23 protein-coding genes are annotated in these 17,548 nt (G+C 63.8%); all 23 read right to left on the reverse strand.

The features are described from left to right. Positions 1–352 (reverse strand): CpaD family pilus assembly lipoprotein (locus ACTS2Z_RS10950; protein ID WP_442573244.1); only part of this gene is annotated, 352 nt, incomplete at its 3' end. Positions 353–359: 7 nt separating this feature from the next. Further along, the gene (locus ACTS2Z_RS10955) at positions 360–1,841 is read right to left on the reverse strand and encodes a type II and III secretion system protein family protein (protein WP_442573245.1); all 1,482 of its coding nucleotides are present in this window, start codon (positions 1,839–1,841) and stop codon (positions 360–362) included. Beyond that, positions 1,841–2,638 (reverse strand): Flp pilus assembly protein CpaB, encoded by a 798-nt coding sequence (gene cpaB / locus ACTS2Z_RS10960; RefSeq protein ID WP_442573246.1) that lies wholly within the window; start codon positions 2,636–2,638, stop codon positions 1,841–1,843. Before cpaB ends, ACTS2Z_RS10955 begins: the two co-directional genes overlap by 1 nt. 140 nt (positions 2,639–2,778) lie before the next feature. Next, positions 2,779–3,282, reverse strand: coding sequence for an A24 family peptidase (locus ACTS2Z_RS10965; protein WP_442573247.1), 504 nt, complete (start codon positions 3,280–3,282; stop codon positions 2,779–2,781). 96 nt (positions 3,283–3,378) lie between these two features. After that, the gene (locus ACTS2Z_RS10970) at positions 3,379–4,236 is read right to left on the reverse strand and encodes a TadE/TadG family type IV pilus assembly protein (RefSeq protein ID WP_442573248.1); all 858 of its coding nucleotides are present in this window, start codon (positions 4,234–4,236) and stop codon (positions 3,379–3,381) included. Further along, positions 4,233–4,778 (reverse strand): TadE/TadG family type IV pilus assembly protein, encoded by a 546-nt coding sequence (locus ACTS2Z_RS10975; RefSeq protein ID WP_442573249.1) that lies wholly within the window; start codon positions 4,776–4,778, stop codon positions 4,233–4,235. Before ACTS2Z_RS10975 ends, ACTS2Z_RS10970 begins: the two co-directional genes overlap by 4 nt. Positions 4,779–4,872: 94 nt before the next feature. Continuing rightward, a complete protein-coding gene (locus ACTS2Z_RS10980; protein WP_442573250.1) occupies positions 4,873–5,313 on the reverse strand; it encodes a pilus assembly protein N-terminal domain-containing protein in 441 nt (146 codons plus the stop codon). A gap of 57 nt (positions 5,314–5,370) precedes the next feature. Further along, on the reverse strand, positions 5,371–6,111 hold the full coding sequence (locus tag ACTS2Z_RS10985) for an ATP12 family chaperone protein (RefSeq protein WP_442573251.1): 741 nt from the start codon (positions 6,109–6,111) through the stop codon (positions 5,371–5,373). After that, a complete protein-coding gene (locus tag ACTS2Z_RS10990; protein ID WP_442573252.1) occupies positions 6,108–6,800 on the reverse strand; it encodes an HAD-IA family hydrolase in 693 nt (230 codons plus the stop codon). The genes ACTS2Z_RS10985 and ACTS2Z_RS10990 overlap by 4 nt, the downstream gene beginning before the upstream one ends. After that, positions 6,797–7,780: an RluA family pseudouridine synthase gene (locus ACTS2Z_RS10995; RefSeq protein ID WP_442573253.1), complete on the reverse strand. Its 984-nt coding sequence runs from the start codon at positions 7,778–7,780 to the stop codon at positions 6,797–6,799. The genes ACTS2Z_RS10990 and ACTS2Z_RS10995 overlap by 4 nt, the downstream gene beginning before the upstream one ends. Beyond that, positions 7,777–8,160, reverse strand: a complete 384-nt coding sequence (gene crcB / locus ACTS2Z_RS11000) for a fluoride efflux transporter CrcB (RefSeq protein WP_442573254.1) — start codon at positions 8,158–8,160, stop codon at positions 7,777–7,779. Before crcB ends, ACTS2Z_RS10995 begins: the two co-directional genes overlap by 4 nt. A 55-nt stretch (positions 8,161–8,215) precedes the next feature. Next, the gene (locus ACTS2Z_RS11005; RefSeq protein ID WP_442573255.1) at positions 8,216–9,526 is read right to left on the reverse strand and encodes a replication-associated recombination protein A; all 1,311 of its coding nucleotides are present in this window, start codon (positions 9,524–9,526) and stop codon (positions 8,216–8,218) included. A 98-nt stretch (positions 9,527–9,624) separates the two neighbouring features. After that, on the reverse strand, positions 9,625–9,966 hold the full coding sequence (locus tag ACTS2Z_RS11010) for a hypothetical protein (protein ID WP_442573256.1): 342 nt from the start codon (positions 9,964–9,966) through the stop codon (positions 9,625–9,627). Between the two features lie 223 nt (positions 9,967–10,189). Next, a complete protein-coding gene (locus ACTS2Z_RS11015) occupies positions 10,190–11,632 on the reverse strand; it encodes a DegQ family serine endoprotease (protein WP_442573257.1) in 1,443 nt (480 codons plus the stop codon). A 193-nt stretch (positions 11,633–11,825) separates the two neighbouring features. Next, positions 11,826–12,242 carry a 50S ribosomal protein L17 gene (rplQ, locus tag ACTS2Z_RS11020; RefSeq protein WP_127565818.1) on the reverse strand — a complete coding sequence of 139 codons (417 nt, stop codon included), beginning with the start codon at positions 12,240–12,242 and terminating at the stop codon, positions 11,826–11,828. Positions 12,243–12,287: 45 nt separating this feature from the next. Next, the gene (locus ACTS2Z_RS11025) at positions 12,288–13,307 is read right to left on the reverse strand and encodes a DNA-directed RNA polymerase subunit alpha (RefSeq protein WP_442573265.1); all 1,020 of its coding nucleotides are present in this window, start codon (positions 13,305–13,307) and stop codon (positions 12,288–12,290) included. A gap of 117 nt (positions 13,308–13,424) precedes the next feature. Continuing rightward, positions 13,425–13,814 (reverse strand): 30S ribosomal protein S11, encoded by a 390-nt coding sequence (rpsK, locus tag ACTS2Z_RS11030; protein ID WP_442573258.1) that lies wholly within the window; start codon positions 13,812–13,814, stop codon positions 13,425–13,427. A 12-nt stretch (positions 13,815–13,826) separates the two neighbouring features. Next, positions 13,827–14,195, reverse strand: coding sequence for a 30S ribosomal protein S13 (gene rpsM / locus ACTS2Z_RS11035; RefSeq protein WP_442573259.1), 369 nt, complete (start codon positions 14,193–14,195; stop codon positions 13,827–13,829). Between the two features lie 213 nt (positions 14,196–14,408). Beyond that, entirely contained in the window at positions 14,409–14,972 is a 564-nt protein-coding gene (locus tag ACTS2Z_RS11040) for an adenylate kinase (protein ID WP_442573260.1), read from the reverse strand. Continuing rightward, a complete protein-coding gene (secY, locus tag ACTS2Z_RS11045; RefSeq protein ID WP_442573261.1) occupies positions 14,969–16,318 on the reverse strand; it encodes a preprotein translocase subunit SecY in 1,350 nt (449 codons plus the stop codon). The genes ACTS2Z_RS11040 and secY overlap by 4 nt, the downstream gene beginning before the upstream one ends. Positions 16,319–16,407: 89 nt before the next feature. Beyond that, a complete protein-coding gene (gene rplO / locus ACTS2Z_RS11050) occupies positions 16,408–16,884 on the reverse strand; it encodes a 50S ribosomal protein L15 (RefSeq protein ID WP_442573263.1) in 477 nt (158 codons plus the stop codon). Between the two features lie 31 nt (positions 16,885–16,915). Next, complete coding sequence (rpmD, locus tag ACTS2Z_RS11055; protein ID WP_036512062.1) at positions 16,916–17,107, reverse strand: 50S ribosomal protein L30; 192 nt, start codon at positions 17,105–17,107, stop codon at positions 16,916–16,918. Between the two features lie 11 nt (positions 17,108–17,118). Continuing rightward, a partial coding sequence (locus ACTS2Z_RS11060; protein WP_442573264.1) for a 30S ribosomal protein S5 occupies positions 17,119–17,548 on the reverse strand: 430 nt, incomplete at its 5' end.

Raw genomic sequence — 17,548 nt, forward strand, 5'->3', positions numbered from 1 at the left:
CCGCGCCGCGCGCCTCATAGGCGCCGCCACCAATCTGCTGCCAGTCAAGGCCATGGCCATGCAGCGCGGTGCGCACATCGGCGATGGCGCCGAGCGCCGCATCGGCATTGCCGGCATTCTGGGGATACGAGATCACGAACGGGCCATGACCACGTGCCTTGTATTCGCCTGCCAGCGCCTCGATCAGTTCCTGCTGCGCCCAGGTCAGCCCGTTATCGCGCGGATCGACCGGCATCTCGACGCGCACGGTCTCCGCAACGGCGCTCGCCCGCGGCATGGGTTCGGGCCGGGAGGAGCAGGCGGTGAGGCAAAGCGCGCCTGCGAGGATCACGAAGAGGGCTTTATGCATCATGGCAGGACTACTCCACGGCGAAGCCGACGGGGCCGGACCAGCCGCGCCCGTCTACCTGCGCGCCCGGCGCGGCATAGACACGGTTCAGACGGCCAAGAAACACGTTGGCGGCGGTTGATGCCGGCTGGAACCCTTCACCCGGAACGGCAAGCGCATCCGGATTTGCCGGATCGACCAGATAGGGCGTCACGATGACAACCAGCTCGGTCTCGCTATTGGCAAAGTCACGCGAGCGGAAGAGCGAGCCCAGCACGGGCAGGCGCTCCACCCCCGGCACGGCGTCAATCGCCTGACGGGTTTCTTCCTTGATGAGACCGGCAATGACGAGGCTGCCGCCAGACGGCAGTTCCACCGTCGTTTCCGCCCGGTTGACGGTGAGCGACGGGATGGTCAGCGCCGGAACGCCGCCCACCACATTCCCGTTCTCGTCGGTCTGGGCGGTGCCGCCAAGCGTGATCGAACCCTGATTGGAAAGCTCGGAGACTTCCGTAGAGATGCGCAGCGAGATGCGGCCTTCGGAGAGCACAACAGGCGTGAACCCGAGACCGACGCCAAAGGGCTTGTATTCGATGGTGATATTGCCATCCCGGTCACGGCCGACCGGCACGGGGAACTCGCCGCCCGCCAGGAAATTGGCCGACTCGCCCGAAATCGCGCTGAGGTTAGGCTCCGCAAGAGTGCGCACCAGACCCACGCGCTCCAGCGCCGCGAACGTCGCGCCGAGGCGGGTATTGGGGCCGAGAATGTTCAACAGGTCCGCACGCGCAGTCAGACCGCCCAGCGCCGCGCCGGCAAGGCCGAACGCATTGTCGGTCTCGATCCGGTTCACGGTCGGGCTGGCGGTGTTGAGATTGGCATTGAGATTGATGCCGAGCTGGCGGACCAGAGTGCGCTGCATCTCCACGATGCGAACGCGCAGCATCACCTGATCACGCCCTTCGACGGTCAGGAAGCTGATCACCTGCTCGGGATCATCGGCCCAGCGGCGCGCAACCTGCAGGGCGGTGTCGGCCGCGCTGGCAGACGGCACAGTGCCGGACAGCACGATATTGGCATTCATGGATTCAGCCGAGATGCGGCCACCCGGCACGAAGCGGGCGAGCGCCTCGGTCAGACCGTCCATGTCGCGCTCGACCCGTACAGCAAGGTCCAGGATCAGCGCGCCATCGGCATCGAAGAAGAAGACATTGGTGCGCCCGACGCCCTGCCCCAGAAGCACCGCGCGCGTAGGCGTGCGCACGACAGCGTCGGCGACTTCCGGATTGGCCACCATGACGTCAGCCGCATCGACCGGCAGATTGATGACCGCCGCCTGACCCAGAGGCAAGGACAGGCGCTCGGAGACCGGGCCATTGCCGGGCTCGCGGATAGTGACCTGCATCGCATTGTTACGTTCGGTCGGCAGGCTCTGGGCCTGAACCGGCAGGGACGCAAATGGCAGCGCAAGCGCTGCCAGGGCCGCCAGTGCCGTCAAATGACGTGCTGCCATTACTCCCCTCCCCCGCCGCTGAGCGCCACGCGCTCTTCACGCCCGTAGCGGAAGACCCGCACAACACGCTGCCCGCTCGCTTCGGGCTCCTCGACATCAGTGATCGCGTCAGACGCATCGGCCAGGCTGCGCAAGGACAAGGTCAGCGTGCCGCCCGCAATGGCCTGCGCCGCGATGCGCGCCTGCTGCGGCGTCACTTCCAGCGTGGCGGTCGACCCGACCACCGCGTCCGAACCGTCTTCGGAAATCGACTGGTCGATCGCCAGCACACGGACATTTTCAAGCAGCGTCTGGGCGAAGAAGGCATTGTTCTCGCCCTGGCTGGTGACGATCAGGTCAACCCGGTCATTGGGCAGGATGAAGCCGCCAGCCCCTGCGCGCGCCGAGGTCGGCACCGCAATGGCGCGCATGCCCGGCGTGATGACCGCGGCCATGAAGCCGCTGGCGCCGGGCGCCACAAGGCGGCGCTCGGTGATCGGCTCGCCTTGCGCAATGACCGCCCGCACGACCGAACCAGCCAGCCGGTTGATCGCTTCGCCGTCTGCTGATTCGCGAATATAGGCCGGCGAAATGGCCTCTTCCGGCCAGGGCTGCCAGTAGAGATCGCCCGGCGAAACCCGCTGGCCCATCGCCAGATCGCGGCGCGCGGCAAGCACCCGGACTGAAGGGGCCTGAACCGGCGCTTCCGTTACCGTGCGCTCGATCACGCGCGGCTGCATGGCGTTGCGCACGAAGAAGGCCGCAAGGATGGCGGCCAGTCCGGCAGCAATCAGAATGACAAGACGGGTAGCGTTCATGGCAGCTCGCGGATCCCTCGGCGCGATAAGGCAGATGTGCCTGATCTCACCGGGAAAACCTCAAGGCCGCGTTAATAATCCCTTCGAAGATGTGTCCCGCGCAGGGATTGTGCCAGTTGGGTCACTCAGGCGTTAACGCCCTAGCCGGCCAGCGCCATCAGCAGGGGCGAATGCGGCAGCGCCCAGAGCGCACCGGCAGCGATCGCAACGCCGTAGGGCACAGGCGCCCCATGGGCGAGCGGGCTGGCCGCAAGACGTTCCGGCGAAACCGGCAGACCCGGAGCAACGCGGCGCCCGGCAAGGAGGGCGAGAGAGAGAAGCCCGCCGCAAATCATGGCGAGGATCAGGAAGGTCTGCACTGACGGCCAGCCAAACCAGAGCGCGAGGGCGGCAATCAGCTTGGCATCGCCTCCGCCCAGCCAGCCCGGCATCCACAGGCCGATCATCAGGGCGAGCACGCCAAGGCCGGTGAGGAAGCTGATGCCCGCAGTCTGCCAGCTCATGCCGGATACCAGCGCATAGACCACCCACAGACCGATCAGCGCGCCCGGTATCCAGTTGGAAATCGTGAACCGGCGAAGGTCTTCGAGCGCCGCAACAAGGGCGAGCAGCATGGCGGCACTTACACACAGATAGGACAGCATGGCGTCTTCCGTCATCGAGCGTCTATGCAGTTATCAAACCACAACACGCTTAAGATTGGGTGGACGCGGGAACCCGTGTGACGCCCTTCCGGGCAGCTAGCGGCTGCGGCAGAAGAGAAGTGCAAGCAGGCCGGTAAAGCGGCACTGGCTTTGCGAACCCGAACCCGAGCCACCTGAACCCGATCCAGAGCCGCTATCGCCACCAGAGCCAGAACCCGAGCCGCTATCGGAACCCGAGCCGCCATCGTCAGAGCCGGAACCGGAATCCGAGCCGCCATCGCCACCTGAACCGCTGTCAGAACCACCATCGCCGCCAGACCCGGAACCGGAGTCGGAGCCACTACCCCCGCCGGAGCCAGAATCCGAACCGCCTTCACCGCCAGAGCCGGAATCCGAACCGCCATCGCCCTCTCCCGGTTCGCCATCGAACGGGACAAAGGAAACATTGCGCGGACGCATGAAAACGGTTTCGGTGAAGTTGAACCGCCCGATGCCGCTGGTCGCGACCGGGCTATTATAGACATAGCTTGCCTCGACCACGATTACGCCGCCGTCGGGGAGAAGAAGTCCAGCAGGAACGGCCGGCAGATCACCCGCACCGCGCGCGGCCATGCCCCGCCCCTGACTCCAGGCAAAAACCGGATTGCCGTCATCGTCGGCGCTCAGCGACGTAACCCGCATGGCAAGACTGGCTGTCGAGTAGGGCTGCATCACTGCATCGCCAGCGGCGAACATGTCGGCGAGCAGACCGTTCTCAATGATATCCGTCTGGGCAACCAGATCAGCAACAGTGCTCGCCGCCGCGGTCAGCTTGCGGTCGGCGGAAAGGCCCAGCGTCACCTGGACAGAGCCGATATAGAGCGCAATCAGCAAGGGCGCGATCAGCGCAAACTCCACAGCGGAAACGCCGCGCGTATCGGCGCTTAGCCGGGAGAGTGAAAAGCGGGCGATCATTGCAGCGCCTCCTGAAAAGGCTCGTTGCGGAACGCGATCGTTGCCGTCAGCAGGCGCCTGTTACCTTCCAGATTGGCAAGGCCGAGGCCCAGATTGGGAACGACCAGCGGCCAGTCGTAAAAGGCACGCACCAGCACGATGTCGCCCGGCGTGCCAGGCAGGAAACCAACCGATCCGACATCGACCATGCCATCATCGCCCACCGGCAATTCGGTGACGCCGCCAAAACTGTCCAGCGTACGCACATCAATGCGCAGGCGGTTGCAGTCGATCATGCCCGCTGTCCGGCCACACACAGCCGTCCGGAAGGCTTCCGGCGAACCGCCTGCGACTTGAATCTGACCGGTGCGGATCTCGCGCGCGGACTGGCCGAGCGCGTGTTCCATCATCATGCCGGCAAAAAAGACGAGCGCGGTTTCCATGATCGCGCCCAGAAGCGCGAGGAAAGGCAGGGCAACCAGCGAGAATTCGACCGCCGTCGCACCTTTCCTGTCACGCGCCATGCGCGTTGCCAGACGTCTGACCGGGCCTTGAAACTTCACGCCGCGCCACTCCCCTGAAGCAATACTTCAGCGGGCACTATCGCGCAGTGCGTTTAATTCGCGGTGAAAAAACCTGGTTAAGGAAAGGCTAAACCTAGCGCCCGCCACCGGCAGAGGTGCGGTCGGCCTGCTGGCCTGCAACGCCGGAGAACCACTCGCCCGTATCGCCGATCACCGGCACCGCTTCGCAGTTGGGAGCACAGACATAGCTCTGGCGTTCGGTGTTGCGGTAGACCTGCACGCTGCCACGCCCGGAATTGGTAACAACCAGATCGGAGGTGTAGAGCACGCGGCCATTATCATCGAGCGCGATCATGTTGGTGCGGCCAAATACGCGCCCCGTCACGAAGATCGTGCGAGCATCGTAAAGCGTCGCATCGGCGACATTGGGATTGCCGATCACGATGGCCGCCGCATCACCCGGCAGGCGGATGAGCGCGGTGTGGTCGGCTGGCACCTCGAAGGGCCGGGCCTGAACTGCGCCCGCCAGTCCCAGCGCCAGAACGGCGGCAACGATATGAACAAATGGCTTCATGGCCGCATTCCCGATGCAAGTTGCGCCTGCAGCATCGGCCCTGCCCGTGAAGGAAGTCTAAACGCCTGCCTCGTCCAGCAGCCGGAACAGTCTTTCGCAGGCAAGAAGATCACGCTTGCGATTGGCCGCCGCCTCGGCGGCCTCGCTGTCCTCGCCCCAGCGCTTTGCCTGATAATCCTCATCGAGGCGCGACAGGGCAAAGGCCGTCTCGCCATCGATTTCCGCCTCAAGAAGGGCAAAGCCCAGCACTGCAGACCCCAGTAGCGGAACCGCACTCATCAGCCCGGTCAGACGCCAGACATCCAGCGCCTCGGCCCGGCGGCTGAGCGCCTGGGCAGAGCTTTCTGGTTGCTCGAGCGGCAGTATCGAGACCGCACTCTTGAGCGGTGCATCCAGCGCGGTCGCCGCCCAGTCGAGCATGGGGTCCCACTGGCGGGCCTGTTCGGCGGCAAGAGCCGGGTCATCGCTGCGATGGGAGAGAAGGTCGGTACCCGCAAACCGGGCGATCTCGGCGGCAGCAGCGGCGCGCGCCGCTTCCATCCGGTCCACCGCCACATGCGCCAGGCGCGTCAACGGCATGGTGAAGGGATCAATATGTTTTGTTTGCGCATCCCATTCCGCTGCCATGGCTACTGCGAGGCCCTCGCATGGCGCGGCCAGCGTGTTGCGCTCAGGCGTCTTTACCGGGCGTCCGTCCAGCAGCACGGCCCACCCGGACGCATCCGGCCCCGCGCTCGCCTCGGAATAGAAACGTTTTGGCAAAGGGCGATTTTCCGCCTTCGCCTTGGACATGCTCATGACTGGTTCATCCCCTCGAACGGCACAAATCGGCTGAGCGCCTGATTGAGCGTATCGTAGCTGTCGTGGATTTCATGGGCACCGCCCGATGCAATTTCCTCTGCAGTGTGAAAGCCCCAGCTTACGCCAAGCGCACGCGTGCCCGCCGAACGGGCCATCGCCATGTCAAAGCTGGTATCGCCGATGACTACCGTCTCTTCGGGGCGCGTGCCCGTTTCGGCCATGGCGTCCAGCACCATGCGCGGATTGGGCTTGCCCACCCCGTGATCGACGGTCTGCAGGGTCTGGAAATAGCGGTGAAGGCCATGATGGCCAAAGACGATATCGAGCCCGCGTCGCGCCTTGCCGGTGGCAACACCCAGAAGCCAGCCTTCATCGCTCAAACGTTCCAGCGTTTCCAGTGCACCGGCATAGAGCGGCTCTTCGAAACCCGGATCGGCGCGCTGTTCGACGAAGGCTTCCTTGTAAAAGGTGCAAAGCCGCATCAGGCGCTCGCCCCCGATATCGGGCGGGGCAAGGCGCGCAATCGCCTCTGAAAGCTCCAGACCTACTATCGTACGCACCCGGTCGTAGGGCATCTCGCCAAGCCCGGCGCGGGTGAAGGCACGGTCCATTGCCCGGTGGATGATCTCCCGGCTGTCGATGAGCGTGCCATCGACATCGAATACAGCCAGCTTCAGACCGCTCATGCCAGATGTGCCTCGACAGCGCGCATATCCATCCCTGCATCGAAACCGAGCGCGGCAAAGGTGTCGGCCATGTGTTTGGGCAAGGGCGCCTCCAGCACGAGCGGCTTCTTGCCTTCCCGGGGAATGACCAGCTTTCGCGCATGCAGATGGAGCTTCTGCGAAACCCCGCCAAGCGAAGGGACATCGCACATGTATTTTCCGTCCCCCTGAATGGCGTGCCCGGCAGCGGCAAGGTGCACACGCAGCTGGTGCGTCCGGCCCGTTTCCGGGCGCAGCACCACCCAGCTGGCGCGCCGGCCTGCCTCGTCCGCTGTCGCGTAGCGGGTCAGAGCGAACTGCGCGCCTTCCTCGCCATGACGGGCGGCAACCATCAGTTCGCGGTCGCCCTGATTGCTCACTGTCTTCTTCATGTAGCCGGTGATCTCGCCTGCGCGCGGCATCAGTATGCCCAGCGCAATCGCCCAGTAGGTCTTCTCAAGATCACGGCCCTTGAAGAGCGCCGCCAGTGCCGCCGCATTCGATGCGCCTTTAGCGACGACCATCACGCCGGACGTATCCTTGTCGAGCCGGTGCACAAGACGCGGGCGGCGGTCACCGGTCCCGAACGCATCCAGAAGGCCGTCCAGATGCCGGGTCACCTTTGATCCGCCCTGTACGGGCAGGCCCGGCGGCTTGTTCAGCGCGATCAGCATGTCGTCTTCGTAAAGCACGAGCGAGCGCGCAAAAGCCTTGTCCTCGGCGCTGATGGCCTTGGGCGCGGGTGCCTCACCCGGCTCCGGCAAGGGCGGCACACGCACTTCTTGGCCCGGCGACAAACGCTGATTGCCTTTCACCCGCCCGCCATCAACCCGCACCTGCCCCGTGCGCAGGAGCTTCTCCAGCGCGCCATGGGTGACATGGGGGAAATGCCGCTTGAACCAGCGATCAAGCCGGATATCGGCCTCGTCGGGTTTCACCGCAATCGTCTGAACCTTGCTCATGGCATCACCGCACGCATCAGGAAAAGTCCGGCCATGACCGCCAGGATTGAGGCCATCACCGTGCCGCCGCCATAGACCAGAGCGGTGACGAGTTCACGCCGTTCGAGCATCAGCACAATGTCCAGTGCGAACGCGCTCATCGTCGTAAAGGCCCCCAGAAAGCCGACGCCCAGCGCCATGCGCATTTCGGTGGCGTCGGGCCGTCCGGCATGCGCCAGCCAGCCCACAAGCAGGCCCAGCGCGAACGAACCGGCTACGTTCACTGCTAGAATGCCCCACGGATATTCCGGGCCGATATAGCGCAGGCACGCCTGGTTCACCGCATGGCGCGATACCGCGCCGAGTGCCCCGCCTGCTGCTATGAGAAAGAGATGTTGCATCGCCCGGAGGGGTTAGGCTCGCGCGCGAACGAATGCAAGGGCAGGCCGCGCCCGCCTAGCCGCTACGGCGCTTCTCCCGGATGACGCGCCAGCGCGCCAGACGCTCGGCAATCGCCGCCTCACGCCCGCTATCCTTGGGCGCATAGAGGACCGGGCGGTCCTTCAATTGTTCGGGGAAATAGTCCTGACCGGAGACGCCGCCTTCCACATCGTGGTCGTATTCATAGCCCTTGCCATAGCCCTGATCCTTCATCAGCCGCGTCGGCGCGTTGAGGATATGGGCTGGCGGCATCAGTGATCCGGTCTCGTGGGCGAGCCTGGAGGCTGCCTTCCAAGCGACATAGACCGCATTGGATTTCGGGGCGCAGGCAAGATGAACAACCGCCTGTGCCAGCGCCAGCTCGCCCTCCGGGCTGCCGAGAAAATCGTACGTTTCCTTTGCCGCAAGCGCGGCGTGAATGGCCGTCGGGTCGGCGAGGCCGATATCCTCATTGGCCATGCGCACGATCCGCCGTGCGAGAAAGAGCGGGTCTTCGCCCGCCTCCAGCATGCGGGCAAGCCAGTAAAGCGCTGCATCAGGATCAGAGCCCCGCACCGATTTGTGCAGCGCCGAGATAAGATTGTAATGCTCCTCGCGATCCTTGTCGTAGACCGGCGCGCGCTTCTGCAGGAACTCGCCAAGCCCGGCCGATGACAACGGTTCGGACAGGTCCAGCCGCAACACCTCCTCGGCAAGGTTCAGCAGATAGCGGCCGTCTCCGTCCGCCATGGCTATCAGGGTGCCGCGCGCTTCGGGCTGCAAGGGCAAGGCGCGCCCTTCTGCTGTTTCGGCCCGTTTGAGGAGCGCTTCGAGCGCCTCCTCATCCAGCCTTTTGAGCACCATCACCTGACAGCGCGAGAGGAGCGCCGCATTAAGCTCAAAGCTCGGATTTTCCGTCGTCGCGCCGACCAGCGTGACAACGCCTTCCTCCACAACGGGCAGGAAGCCGTCCTGCTGGGCGCGGTTGAACCGGTGTATCTCGTCGACGAAGAGCAAGGTGCCCTGCCCGGCAGCGCGGCGGGCACGGGCCTTCTCGAAAGCCTTCTTCAGATCGGCCACGCCGGAAAACACCGCCGAAAGCGGATGAAATTGCAGGCCAGAGGCATCGGCCAGTAGCCGGGCAATGGTCGTCTTGCCGACGCCCGGCGGCCCCCACAAGATGAGCGAGGACAGCCGCCCCTGCGCCAGCATGCGGCCTACGGGACCTGCCGGGCCGAGCACATGGCCCTGCCCCACCACCTCGCCAAGCGATTGCGGACGCAGCCGGTCTGCCAGCGGACGCGGCGCATCGGCCTCAAGGCCAGCTTTCCGGAAAAGGTCGGTCACGGGACAGATACTATCACCGGCTCTGCCGGCCCTGACAGCACCAAAGCTGCAAAGGGCCGGTCAGACCGCTGTAATCTGCCCCGCCGACCAATATCAGATCAGGTGCCCGAAGGATCGCGCGTCGTCATCATGCCGCGCGCGCGCAGAATCTCTTCTGCTTCCTGGTTTTCGCGGCGAGCCATGTCACGCCATTCTTCCGGCGTCAGGCAGGTGCGGGTGTTGCGCACGCGCGTGCCGGTCATCCCCGTAATGCGGCAGATACGGCCATCATCGGCCTGCTCTCCCGTCTGGCCTTCGGCCAGGGCGGTATATTCCTCGGCGAGTTGTTCGCGCTGTGCGAGTTCACGTTCGACGCGCGCCGTGTCGTCCCCGGTGGTGGCGCAGGCCGAGACCGCCAGCATGGCGGCAGATACAAAAAATACCGATGTAATGGACTTCATGAAAAATACCGGTGAACCCGGTCTCCCCTCTTGTGATCAATGGTCGCCGGCATGTCCGGATGCGTCAGCTTGCCGCGCATGCTTCGCATCTGCAAGCTCTGGCGAACTAGGAAAGACAGACGACTGACGGTTCGCAAGCTGCTGGCAAAACAACAAAATTCGCCATTCTCGCCAGCAGCGCGGACCGGAGGGCAAGGTTAATTCGGATTAACCTTGCCCGCGTTTACAGACGAAGCGTGCGGGCAAAGCGTTCGCCGCGGCGCTCGATCTCGACCGGCCACTCGCGTGCATTGTCGCTGCGCTCAAGCTCAAGTTCGATCTCGGCAAGGTCGCGAACTGAGCGCCGGTTGACGCTCAAGACCCGGTCACCGGGCTGAAAGCCGTAAAACTCTGCAGCCGAGCGCCGCTGCACGCCGGTCACGATCAGGCCCTCGAGGAAAGGATCAATACCGTTTGCATCGTTGAACGCGGGGGAAAGCTGGACGAGCTCTGCACCGCTGAACGGGTTGCGCCCACTCAGCACCAGACGCTCGCCTTCACGCTCGCCCGGAGGCGCTTCGGCAAGGACAGTGACCGTGCGCTCCTGGCCATCACGCATCAGGCGAACCTGCGATTCCTCGCCAATGGTGCGCGTGGCAAAGCGGAAGCGCACCGCCGCCTCATTGTTCACATCCACACCGTCAACCGACAGGATTATGTCGCCCTGGCGAAGCCGTGCGCTATCCGCCGGCCCGCCCGGATACACATCCGACACCAGCACGCCGCGCGGACGATCAAACCCCATGGACAGGGCAATATCGCTGGTGACCGGCTGTAGCCGGGCACCGAGCCAGGGGCGCACCAGCTCGCCGCCATTGGTGGCAGCCTGAACCACACTGCGCACCATCTCTGCAGGGATGGCAAAGCCGATGCCTTGCGAACCACCCGAACGCGAGAAGATCGCGGTATTGATCCCCAGAAGCTCGCCATTCATGGACACGAGCGCGCCACCCGAATTGCCGGGGTTAATGGCGGCGTCTGTCTGGATGAAGAAGGCATAGTCGGTAATTCCGACATCGGTGCGCGCAAGCGCCGACACGATGCCGGAGGTGACGGTCTGGCCGACACCGAACGGATTGCCGATTGCCAGCACCAGATCGCCAACCTCGGCTGACCCGGTAAGGTCAAACGGCAGCACGGGAAGCGGCTCATCGGCGACAACGCGCAGCACGGCAAGGTCGGTGCGTTCGTCAGCCAGCAATATCTCGGCTTCCAGCTCGCGGCGGTCATAGAGAACTACACGCAATTCCTGTGCACCCGCGACGACGTGGTTATTGGTGACGATCAGCCCGGCCTCATCAACAATCACGCCGGAGCCCAGCGACTGAACCTCGCGCTGGCGTGGTGCCTGCGGGCCAAAGAAGCGCTCGAACATCGGATCGCCCGCAAACGGGTTCCGGTCGGCAACGAAGCGGCGCGAATACACGTTGACCACCGCCGGCGCGGCCTCTCGCACGACCGGCGCAAACGAGAGCTGCATGTCGCCGCGAGACTGCGGCAGGGCGCGCACGCGCTCACCGGCACCAGCGAGCGTCTCCTCCTGCCCGTCTGCGGTATTGGCAGCAATGACGGCAAGGCCGAGGCCCGCCGCGAGCGCAACAGCGATGGCTGGCAGTTTCCAGTTCATGATGGTGTGCTCCCTCATGCTCCTTGATCAGACCGATTTAAGGTGCGCAGCCGCGCCTGAACAGGGGCTGAAAATTACAAGTGCGGTAAGGGTCGGATGTATCGCAGAGGCCGGGCTGGGCCACGTTTCCACCAAACAAAAGGCCCCGGCGTTTCCACCGGGGCCTTTATAGGTCTTGTGAAGGCCTTGAGCCCTATTCCTCGCCGGCGAACTCTTCGGCGCGGGCGCGGTCAACGGCGCCTTTGGCATCCACATCGCGGTCGACCAGCTCGATGACGGCCATCGGGGCGTTGTCGCCATGACGGAAGCCGGCCTTGAGAACGCGGGTATATCCGCCATTACGCTCGCCATAGCGCGGGCCGAGCGTCGCAAACAGCTTGGACACCTGGTCCTTGTTGCGGATCTGCGCAATCGCCTGACGGCGGGCATGCAGATCGCCCTTCTTGGCCAGCGTGATCAGCTTGTCCATGATCGGCTTCAGCTCTTTGGCTTTCGGCAGAGTGGTTACAATCTGCTCGTGCTCGATCAGCGATGCCGCCATATTGGCGAACATGGCGCGCCGGTGGGACGCGGTGCGGTTGAGCTTGCGATATCCATTCCCGTGACGCATGGGATGTCTCCTTCACTCCGGGCGGGGCGCCTCGCGGCGGCCAGCCTAGATCTGATCCTCGAATTTCTTTGCCAGTTCCTCGATATTTTCCGGCGGCCAGTTCGGCGCTTCCATACCGAGGTGCAGACCCATCTGGGCCAGCACTTCCTTGATCTCATTGAGCGACTTGCGGCCGAAATTCGGAGTGCGGAGCATTTCCGATTCCGATTTCTGGATCAGGTCGCCGATGTAGACGATATTGTCGTTCTTCAGGCAGTTGGCCGAACGCACGGACAGTTCCAGCTCGTCCACCTTTTTCAGGAGGGCCGGGTTGAAGTCGAGCGACGGCGCATCGTCTTCCGGACCGCGCGCTTCGGAGGGTTCCTCGAAGTTCACGAAGATCTGGAACTGGTCCTGCAGGATGCGGGCAGCATAGGCCACCGCATCTTCCGGCGTCACGGCGCCATTGGTCTCGATGTCGAGCGTCAGCTTGTCATAGTCGAGAACCTGGCCCTCACGGGTGTTCTCGACGCGGTAAGCCACGCGCTTGACCGGGCTGTAGAGCGCGTCGATGGCGATATAGCCGATCGGCGCATCTTCCGGACGGTTACGCTCGGCCGGGACATAGCCCTTGCCGTTGTTCACGGTCAGGACGAAACGCAGGCTCGCGCCCTCGTCCAGCGTGCAGATGACGTGATCGCGGTTGATGACCTCGATATCGGCCGTTTCCTCGATATCGCCAGCCGTAACCTCGCCCGGTCCGGTCTTGCGCAGAACCACGCGGCGCGGGCCCTCGCCATGCATGCGAAGGGCGACCTGCTTCAGGTTCAGCACGATGTCGGTGACGTCTTCACGGACACCCGGGATGGACGAGAACTCGTGCAGCACGCCGTCGATCTGTACGGCGGTCACTGCCGCGCCCTGCAGCGAGGACAGGAGCACACGGCGCAGCGCATTGCCCAGCGTCATGCCAAAGCCGCGCTCGAGCGGCTCGGCAACGATCTTGGCGTTGCGCGCAGCATCATGGCCAGCCTGAACGACGGGCTTCATCGGACGGATAAGTTCCTGCCAGTTCTTCTCGATCACGGAACGTCCCTTCAAGCGAAAGGCGCGCCCGGTATCAGACCGAATGCCTGATGCCAGCGCGCGACAGATAAAAGTGCGCCGGAGCCGCAGCGGAAAACGCGCGGCTCCGGTAATGAATTAGACGCGGCGGCGCTTCGGCGGACGGCAGCCATTGTGCGGGATCGGCGTCACGTCGTGGATCGTCGTGATCGTGAACCCGACCGACTGCAGCGCGCGCAGCGCGGACTCGCGGCCCGAACCCGGACCGGAAACCTTGACCTCGAGGGTCTTCACACCGTGTTCCTGCGCCTTGCGGCCTGCATCTTCGGCGGCCATCTGGGCGGCATAGGGGGTCGACTTGCGCGAACCCTTGAAGCCCATCATGCCTGCCGACGACCAGGAAATCGCATTGCCTTGCGCGTCGGAGATGGTGATCATCGTGTTGTTGAAGCTGGCATTAACATGCGCCACGCCGGAGGTGATGTTCTTGCGCTCGCGGCGGCGCACGCGTGTCGGTTCCTTGGCCATTGCGCCTGGTCCTTACTTCTTCTTGCCGGCAATCGGCTTAGCCGGGCCCTTGCGGGTACGGGCATTGGTGTGGGTACGCTGACCGCGCACGGGCAGGCCACGGCGGTGACGCAGACCGCGATAGCAGCCAAGGTCCATCAGACGCTTGACGTTAACAGCGGTTTCGCGGCGCAGGTCACCTTCGACCAGATAGCCGGCGTCGATCGTCTCGCGAATCTGAAGCACTTCAGCGTCGGTAAGCTGGTTAACCCGTTTTTCAGACGGAATGCCTACCTTCTCACAGATCTCCCGCGCCATGGCCGGGCCGATACCGTGAATATAGCGAAGCGCAATCTCTACGCGCTTGTTCGTCGGAATGTTGACGCCAGCTATGCGGGCCACAACGCTACTCCCTGTTCAATATGCCGCGCGCAAAAAGAACCGACACGTTCAGGGCGCGACACAAACCTGTGTGCGCCATGCCTCGTGGCCGGCCCCTCAGAGCGAAGGGCGCTTCTTATAGTGACGAAGGCCTGCCCGTCAACCGGGCTTGAGCGCCGTCACTCCACAAAACTCACACCCTCGCATCAGGGGCAATTGCCCCGTCAGCGAGACTTATGCATCCAGCGCCGCCTTGATGCGGGCTGAAACCTCGTCCATCGACCCCATCCCGTCGACGTCGACCAGCTTGTTCTGGCCGTCATAGAAGGGGATGAGAGGAGCCGTCTGGTTATTGTATGCCGTCAGGCGGACCTTGAAGGCCTCCACCGTATCATCGGCGCGTCCTTCCTGGGCAGCGCGTTTCTCGACGCGCGCCACCAGCTCGTCCTGATCCACCACCAGGCGGATCACCTTGGCGATGGGTGCGCCGCGCCCTGCCAGCAGGCGGTCAAGCGCCTCGGCCTGGGGAACGGTACGCGGAAAGCCGTCGAAAATCGCGCCGCCTGCAGCCTCGGCCTCAGGCAGACGTTCCTCGATCAGGGCGATCACAATCTCGTCGGACACCAGCTCGCCGCGATCCATGATCCCGGCAACCCGGTTGCCAAGCTCGGTTCCGGCCTTGCGCGCATCGCGCAGCATGTCACCGGTGGAAAGCTGAACCCAGCCGCGCGACTCTACGAGGCGCTTGGCTTGCGTGCCTTTGCCGGCACCGGGCGGTCCGAAGAGTACGATGTTCACCGCTTGCGCCCCCTCAGCTTCGTCTTCTTGATCAGGCCCTCATACTGGTGGGCCAGCAGGTGGGACTGGATCTGCGAGACGGTATCGAGGGTCACCGACACCACGATGAGAAGGGCTGTGCCGCCGATATAGAACGGAATATCCAGCTCGGCGCGCAGCACTTCGGGAAGCACACACACGAAGGTCAGATAGGCAGCCCCGATGACGGTCAGGCGGGACAGCACATAGTCGATATACTCTGCCGTACGCTTGCCAGGACGGATGCCGGGCAGGAAGCCGCCATACTTCTTCAGATTATCCGCCGTGTCTTCCGGATTGAAGACGATGGACGTGTAGAAGAAGGTGAAGAACACGATCATCGACGCATAGAAGATGATGAAGAGCGGCTGGCCCGGGCCAAGCAGCGCCGTGACAGTGCGCAGCCATTCCGGACCGGTATCGGCCGAGAAGCCGGCAATCGTCGCGGGCAGAAGCAGGAGCGAGGAAGCGAAGATCGCAGGGATCACGCCGGCCGTGTTCAGCTTCAGCGGCAGGAAGCTCGATTCGCCGCCCATCATGCGGTTGCCGACCTGGCGCTTGGGATACTGCACCAGCAATCGCCGCTGGGAGCGCTCCATGAAGACCACGAAGACCAGCACAGCTATAATGCCGAGGATCATCGCAATGATCAGGCCAGCAGAGAGGTTGCCCGTACGGCCCTGCTCCAGCGTCTGGAACAGCGCGCGCGGCATTTCCGCGATAATACCTGCAAAGATGATGAGCGAGATACCGTTGCCGACCCCGCGTGCCGTGATCTGTTCGCCAAGCCAGAGCAGCATCATCGTGCCACCGACAAGCGAAACCACAGCCGTGATGCGGAAGAACCAGCCCGGATCGATCGCGATGGTGGCGCCCGTCGTCGGATCGGGGCTTTCCATCGACACCGCAATGGCAAACGCCTGGAGCACCGCGAGAACCACGGTGAGATAGCGCGAATACTGGTTGATCTGCTTGCGGCCCTGCTCGCCGCCTTCCTTCTTCATGCGCTCCAGGCTCGGCACGGTGGCGGCCATGAGCTGCATGATGATCGAGGCGGAGATGTACGGCATCACGTTGAGGGCGAAGATCGCCATACGCTCAACGGCACCGCCGGAAAACATGTTGAAAACGCCGAGAATGCCTTGCTGCTGCTGCTGGAAAGCGCCCGCAAAGACATCCGGGTCAATGCCCGGCATCGGAATATAGGTGCCAACCCGGTAGATGATCAGCACAAACAGCGTGAAGAGAAGCCGCTTCTGGAGCTCCTTGGCACGGGCGAACGCGCCGAAATTCATATTCGCGGCAAGTTGTTCTGCGGCAGATGCCATGGGCTGGTCTCGCTCCCTTGCGGTCCCGGCAGGATCAGGACGGAATGTGGACGGCTCAACCCATTTGGGGAGCCGTCCTCAAAACCGCATCAGGCTTCGCTGTCTTTCGGAGCCGGCAGGGTGATGGACCCGCCCGCCTTTTCAATCGCTGCGATGGCCGGCTTGGAGGCGCCCGCTGCGTTGATGGTCAGTTTCGCCTTAAAGGCGCCGCCACCGATGATGCGCACGCCGTCCTTGGCACGGCGGATCACGCCGGCCTTGATCAGCGCTTCGGCGTCAACCGTAGCCTTGGCATCGAGACGACCGGCATCAATCGCCTTTTGCAGGCGGCCGAGCGTCACTTCAGCAAACTTGGCACGGTTCGGCTTGGTGAAGCCGCGCTTGGGCAGACGCTGGTGGAGCGGCATCTGACCGCCCTCGAAGCCCTTGATGGCCACGCCAGAGCGCGATTTCTGACCCTTGACGCCACGGCCGCCGGTCTTGCCCTTGCCCGAGCCGATGCCGCGACCCACGCGGGTGCGTTCTTTCACCGCGCCGGGATTGTCCCGCAGTTCGTTCAGACGCATGACTATTCTCCTTATCAAGGATGGCGCGGCCTCAGCCGCGCTCCTCGACGATTTCTACAAGGTGGGCGACCTTGGCGATCATGCCGCGCACAGACGGCGTATCTTCAAGCTCGCGCTGTTTGCCGATACGCCCCAGGCCCAGCCCGGTCAGCGTCTGCAGCTGGTCTTTGGGGCGGCGGATATGGCTGCCCGTCTGACGCACGATGACTGTTTTCTTGGCCATGGCCGGTATTCCTAGCTCTGGCTGTCGACGGCTTCGGGTGCGCTGGCACCGTCATTCCGGCGATTGACAATGTCGGCCACTTTCAGGCCGCGCTTGGCCGCAACCGTACGCGGGCTGTTCTGGCCTTTGAGCGCGTCGAACGTGGCGCGGATCATGTTGTAGGGGTTGGACGAGCCGACCGACTTGGCCACCACGTCCTGAACACCCAGGCTCTCGAGCACAGCGCGCATCGGACCGCCGGCGATGATGCCGGTACCCGGAGGCGCCGCACGCAGCGTCACCTTGCCCGCGCCCCAGCGACCGTCTGCATCGTGATGCAGCGTGCGGCCTTCGCGCAGCGGGATGCGAACCATGGTCTTCTTGGCTTCCTCGGTAGCCTTGCGGATGGCTTCCGGCACTTCACGCGCCTTGCCCTGACCGAAGCCGACACGGCCCTTCTGG

Origin of the sequence: Glycocaulis sp. (assembly GCF_052168375.1) — a bacterium.
GTDB lineage: Bacteria > Pseudomonadota > Alphaproteobacteria > Caulobacterales > Maricaulaceae > Glycocaulis.

Excerpts from the sequence above, each read along its gene's own strand:
- ACTS2Z_RS10985 (WP_442573251.1), bottom strand. The coding sequence starts at position 6,111 with ATGAGCATGTCCAAGGCGAAGGCGGAAAATCGCCCTTTGCCAAAACGT.
- secY (WP_442573261.1), bottom strand. The coding sequence starts at position 16,318 with ATGGCATCTGCCGCAGAACAACTTGCCGCGAATATGAATTTCGGCGCG.
- ACTS2Z_RS10970 (WP_442573248.1), bottom strand. The coding sequence starts at position 4,236 with ATGATCGCCCGCTTTTCACTCTCCCGGCTAAGCGCCGATACGCGCGGC.
- ACTS2Z_RS10965 (WP_442573247.1), bottom strand. The coding sequence starts at position 3,282 with ATGCTGTCCTATCTGTGTGTAAGTGCCGCCATGCTGCTCGCCCTTGTT.
- ACTS2Z_RS10955 (WP_442573245.1), bottom strand. The coding sequence starts at position 1,841 with ATGGCAGCACGTCATTTGACGGCACTGGCGGCCCTGGCAGCGCTTGCG.
- rpsK (WP_442573258.1), bottom strand. The coding sequence starts at position 13,814 with ATGGCCAAGGAACCGACACGCGTGCGCCGCCGCGAGCGCAAGAACATC.
- ACTS2Z_RS11015 (WP_442573257.1), bottom strand. The coding sequence starts at position 11,632 with ATGAACTGGAAACTGCCAGCCATCGCTGTTGCGCTCGCGGCGGGCCTC.
- cpaB (WP_442573246.1), bottom strand. The coding sequence starts at position 2,638 with ATGAACGCTACCCGTCTTGTCATTCTGATTGCTGCCGGACTGGCCGCC.
- ACTS2Z_RS10980 (WP_442573250.1), bottom strand. The coding sequence starts at position 5,313 with ATGAAGCCATTTGTTCATATCGTTGCCGCCGTTCTGGCGCTGGGACTG.
- rplO (WP_442573263.1), bottom strand. The coding sequence starts at position 16,884 with ATGCGTCTGAACGAACTGCGGGACAATCCCGGCGCGGTGAAAGAACGC.
- ACTS2Z_RS10990 (WP_442573252.1), bottom strand. The coding sequence starts at position 6,800 with ATGAGCGGTCTGAAGCTGGCTGTATTCGATGTCGATGGCACGCTCATC.
- ACTS2Z_RS10995 (WP_442573253.1), bottom strand. The coding sequence starts at position 7,780 with ATGAGCAAGGTTCAGACGATTGCGGTGAAACCCGACGAGGCCGATATC.
- rpmD (WP_036512062.1), bottom strand. The coding sequence starts at position 17,107 with ATGGCCAAGAAAACAGTCATCGTGCGTCAGACGGGCAGCCATATCCGC.
- ACTS2Z_RS11010 (WP_442573256.1), bottom strand. The coding sequence starts at position 9,966 with ATGAAGTCCATTACATCGGTATTTTTTGTATCTGCCGCCATGCTGGCG.
- rplQ (WP_127565818.1), bottom strand. The coding sequence starts at position 12,242 with ATGCGTCACGGGAATGGATATCGCAAGCTCAACCGCACCGCGTCCCAC.
- crcB (WP_442573254.1), bottom strand. The coding sequence starts at position 8,160 with ATGCAACATCTCTTTCTCATAGCAGCAGGCGGGGCACTCGGCGCGGTA.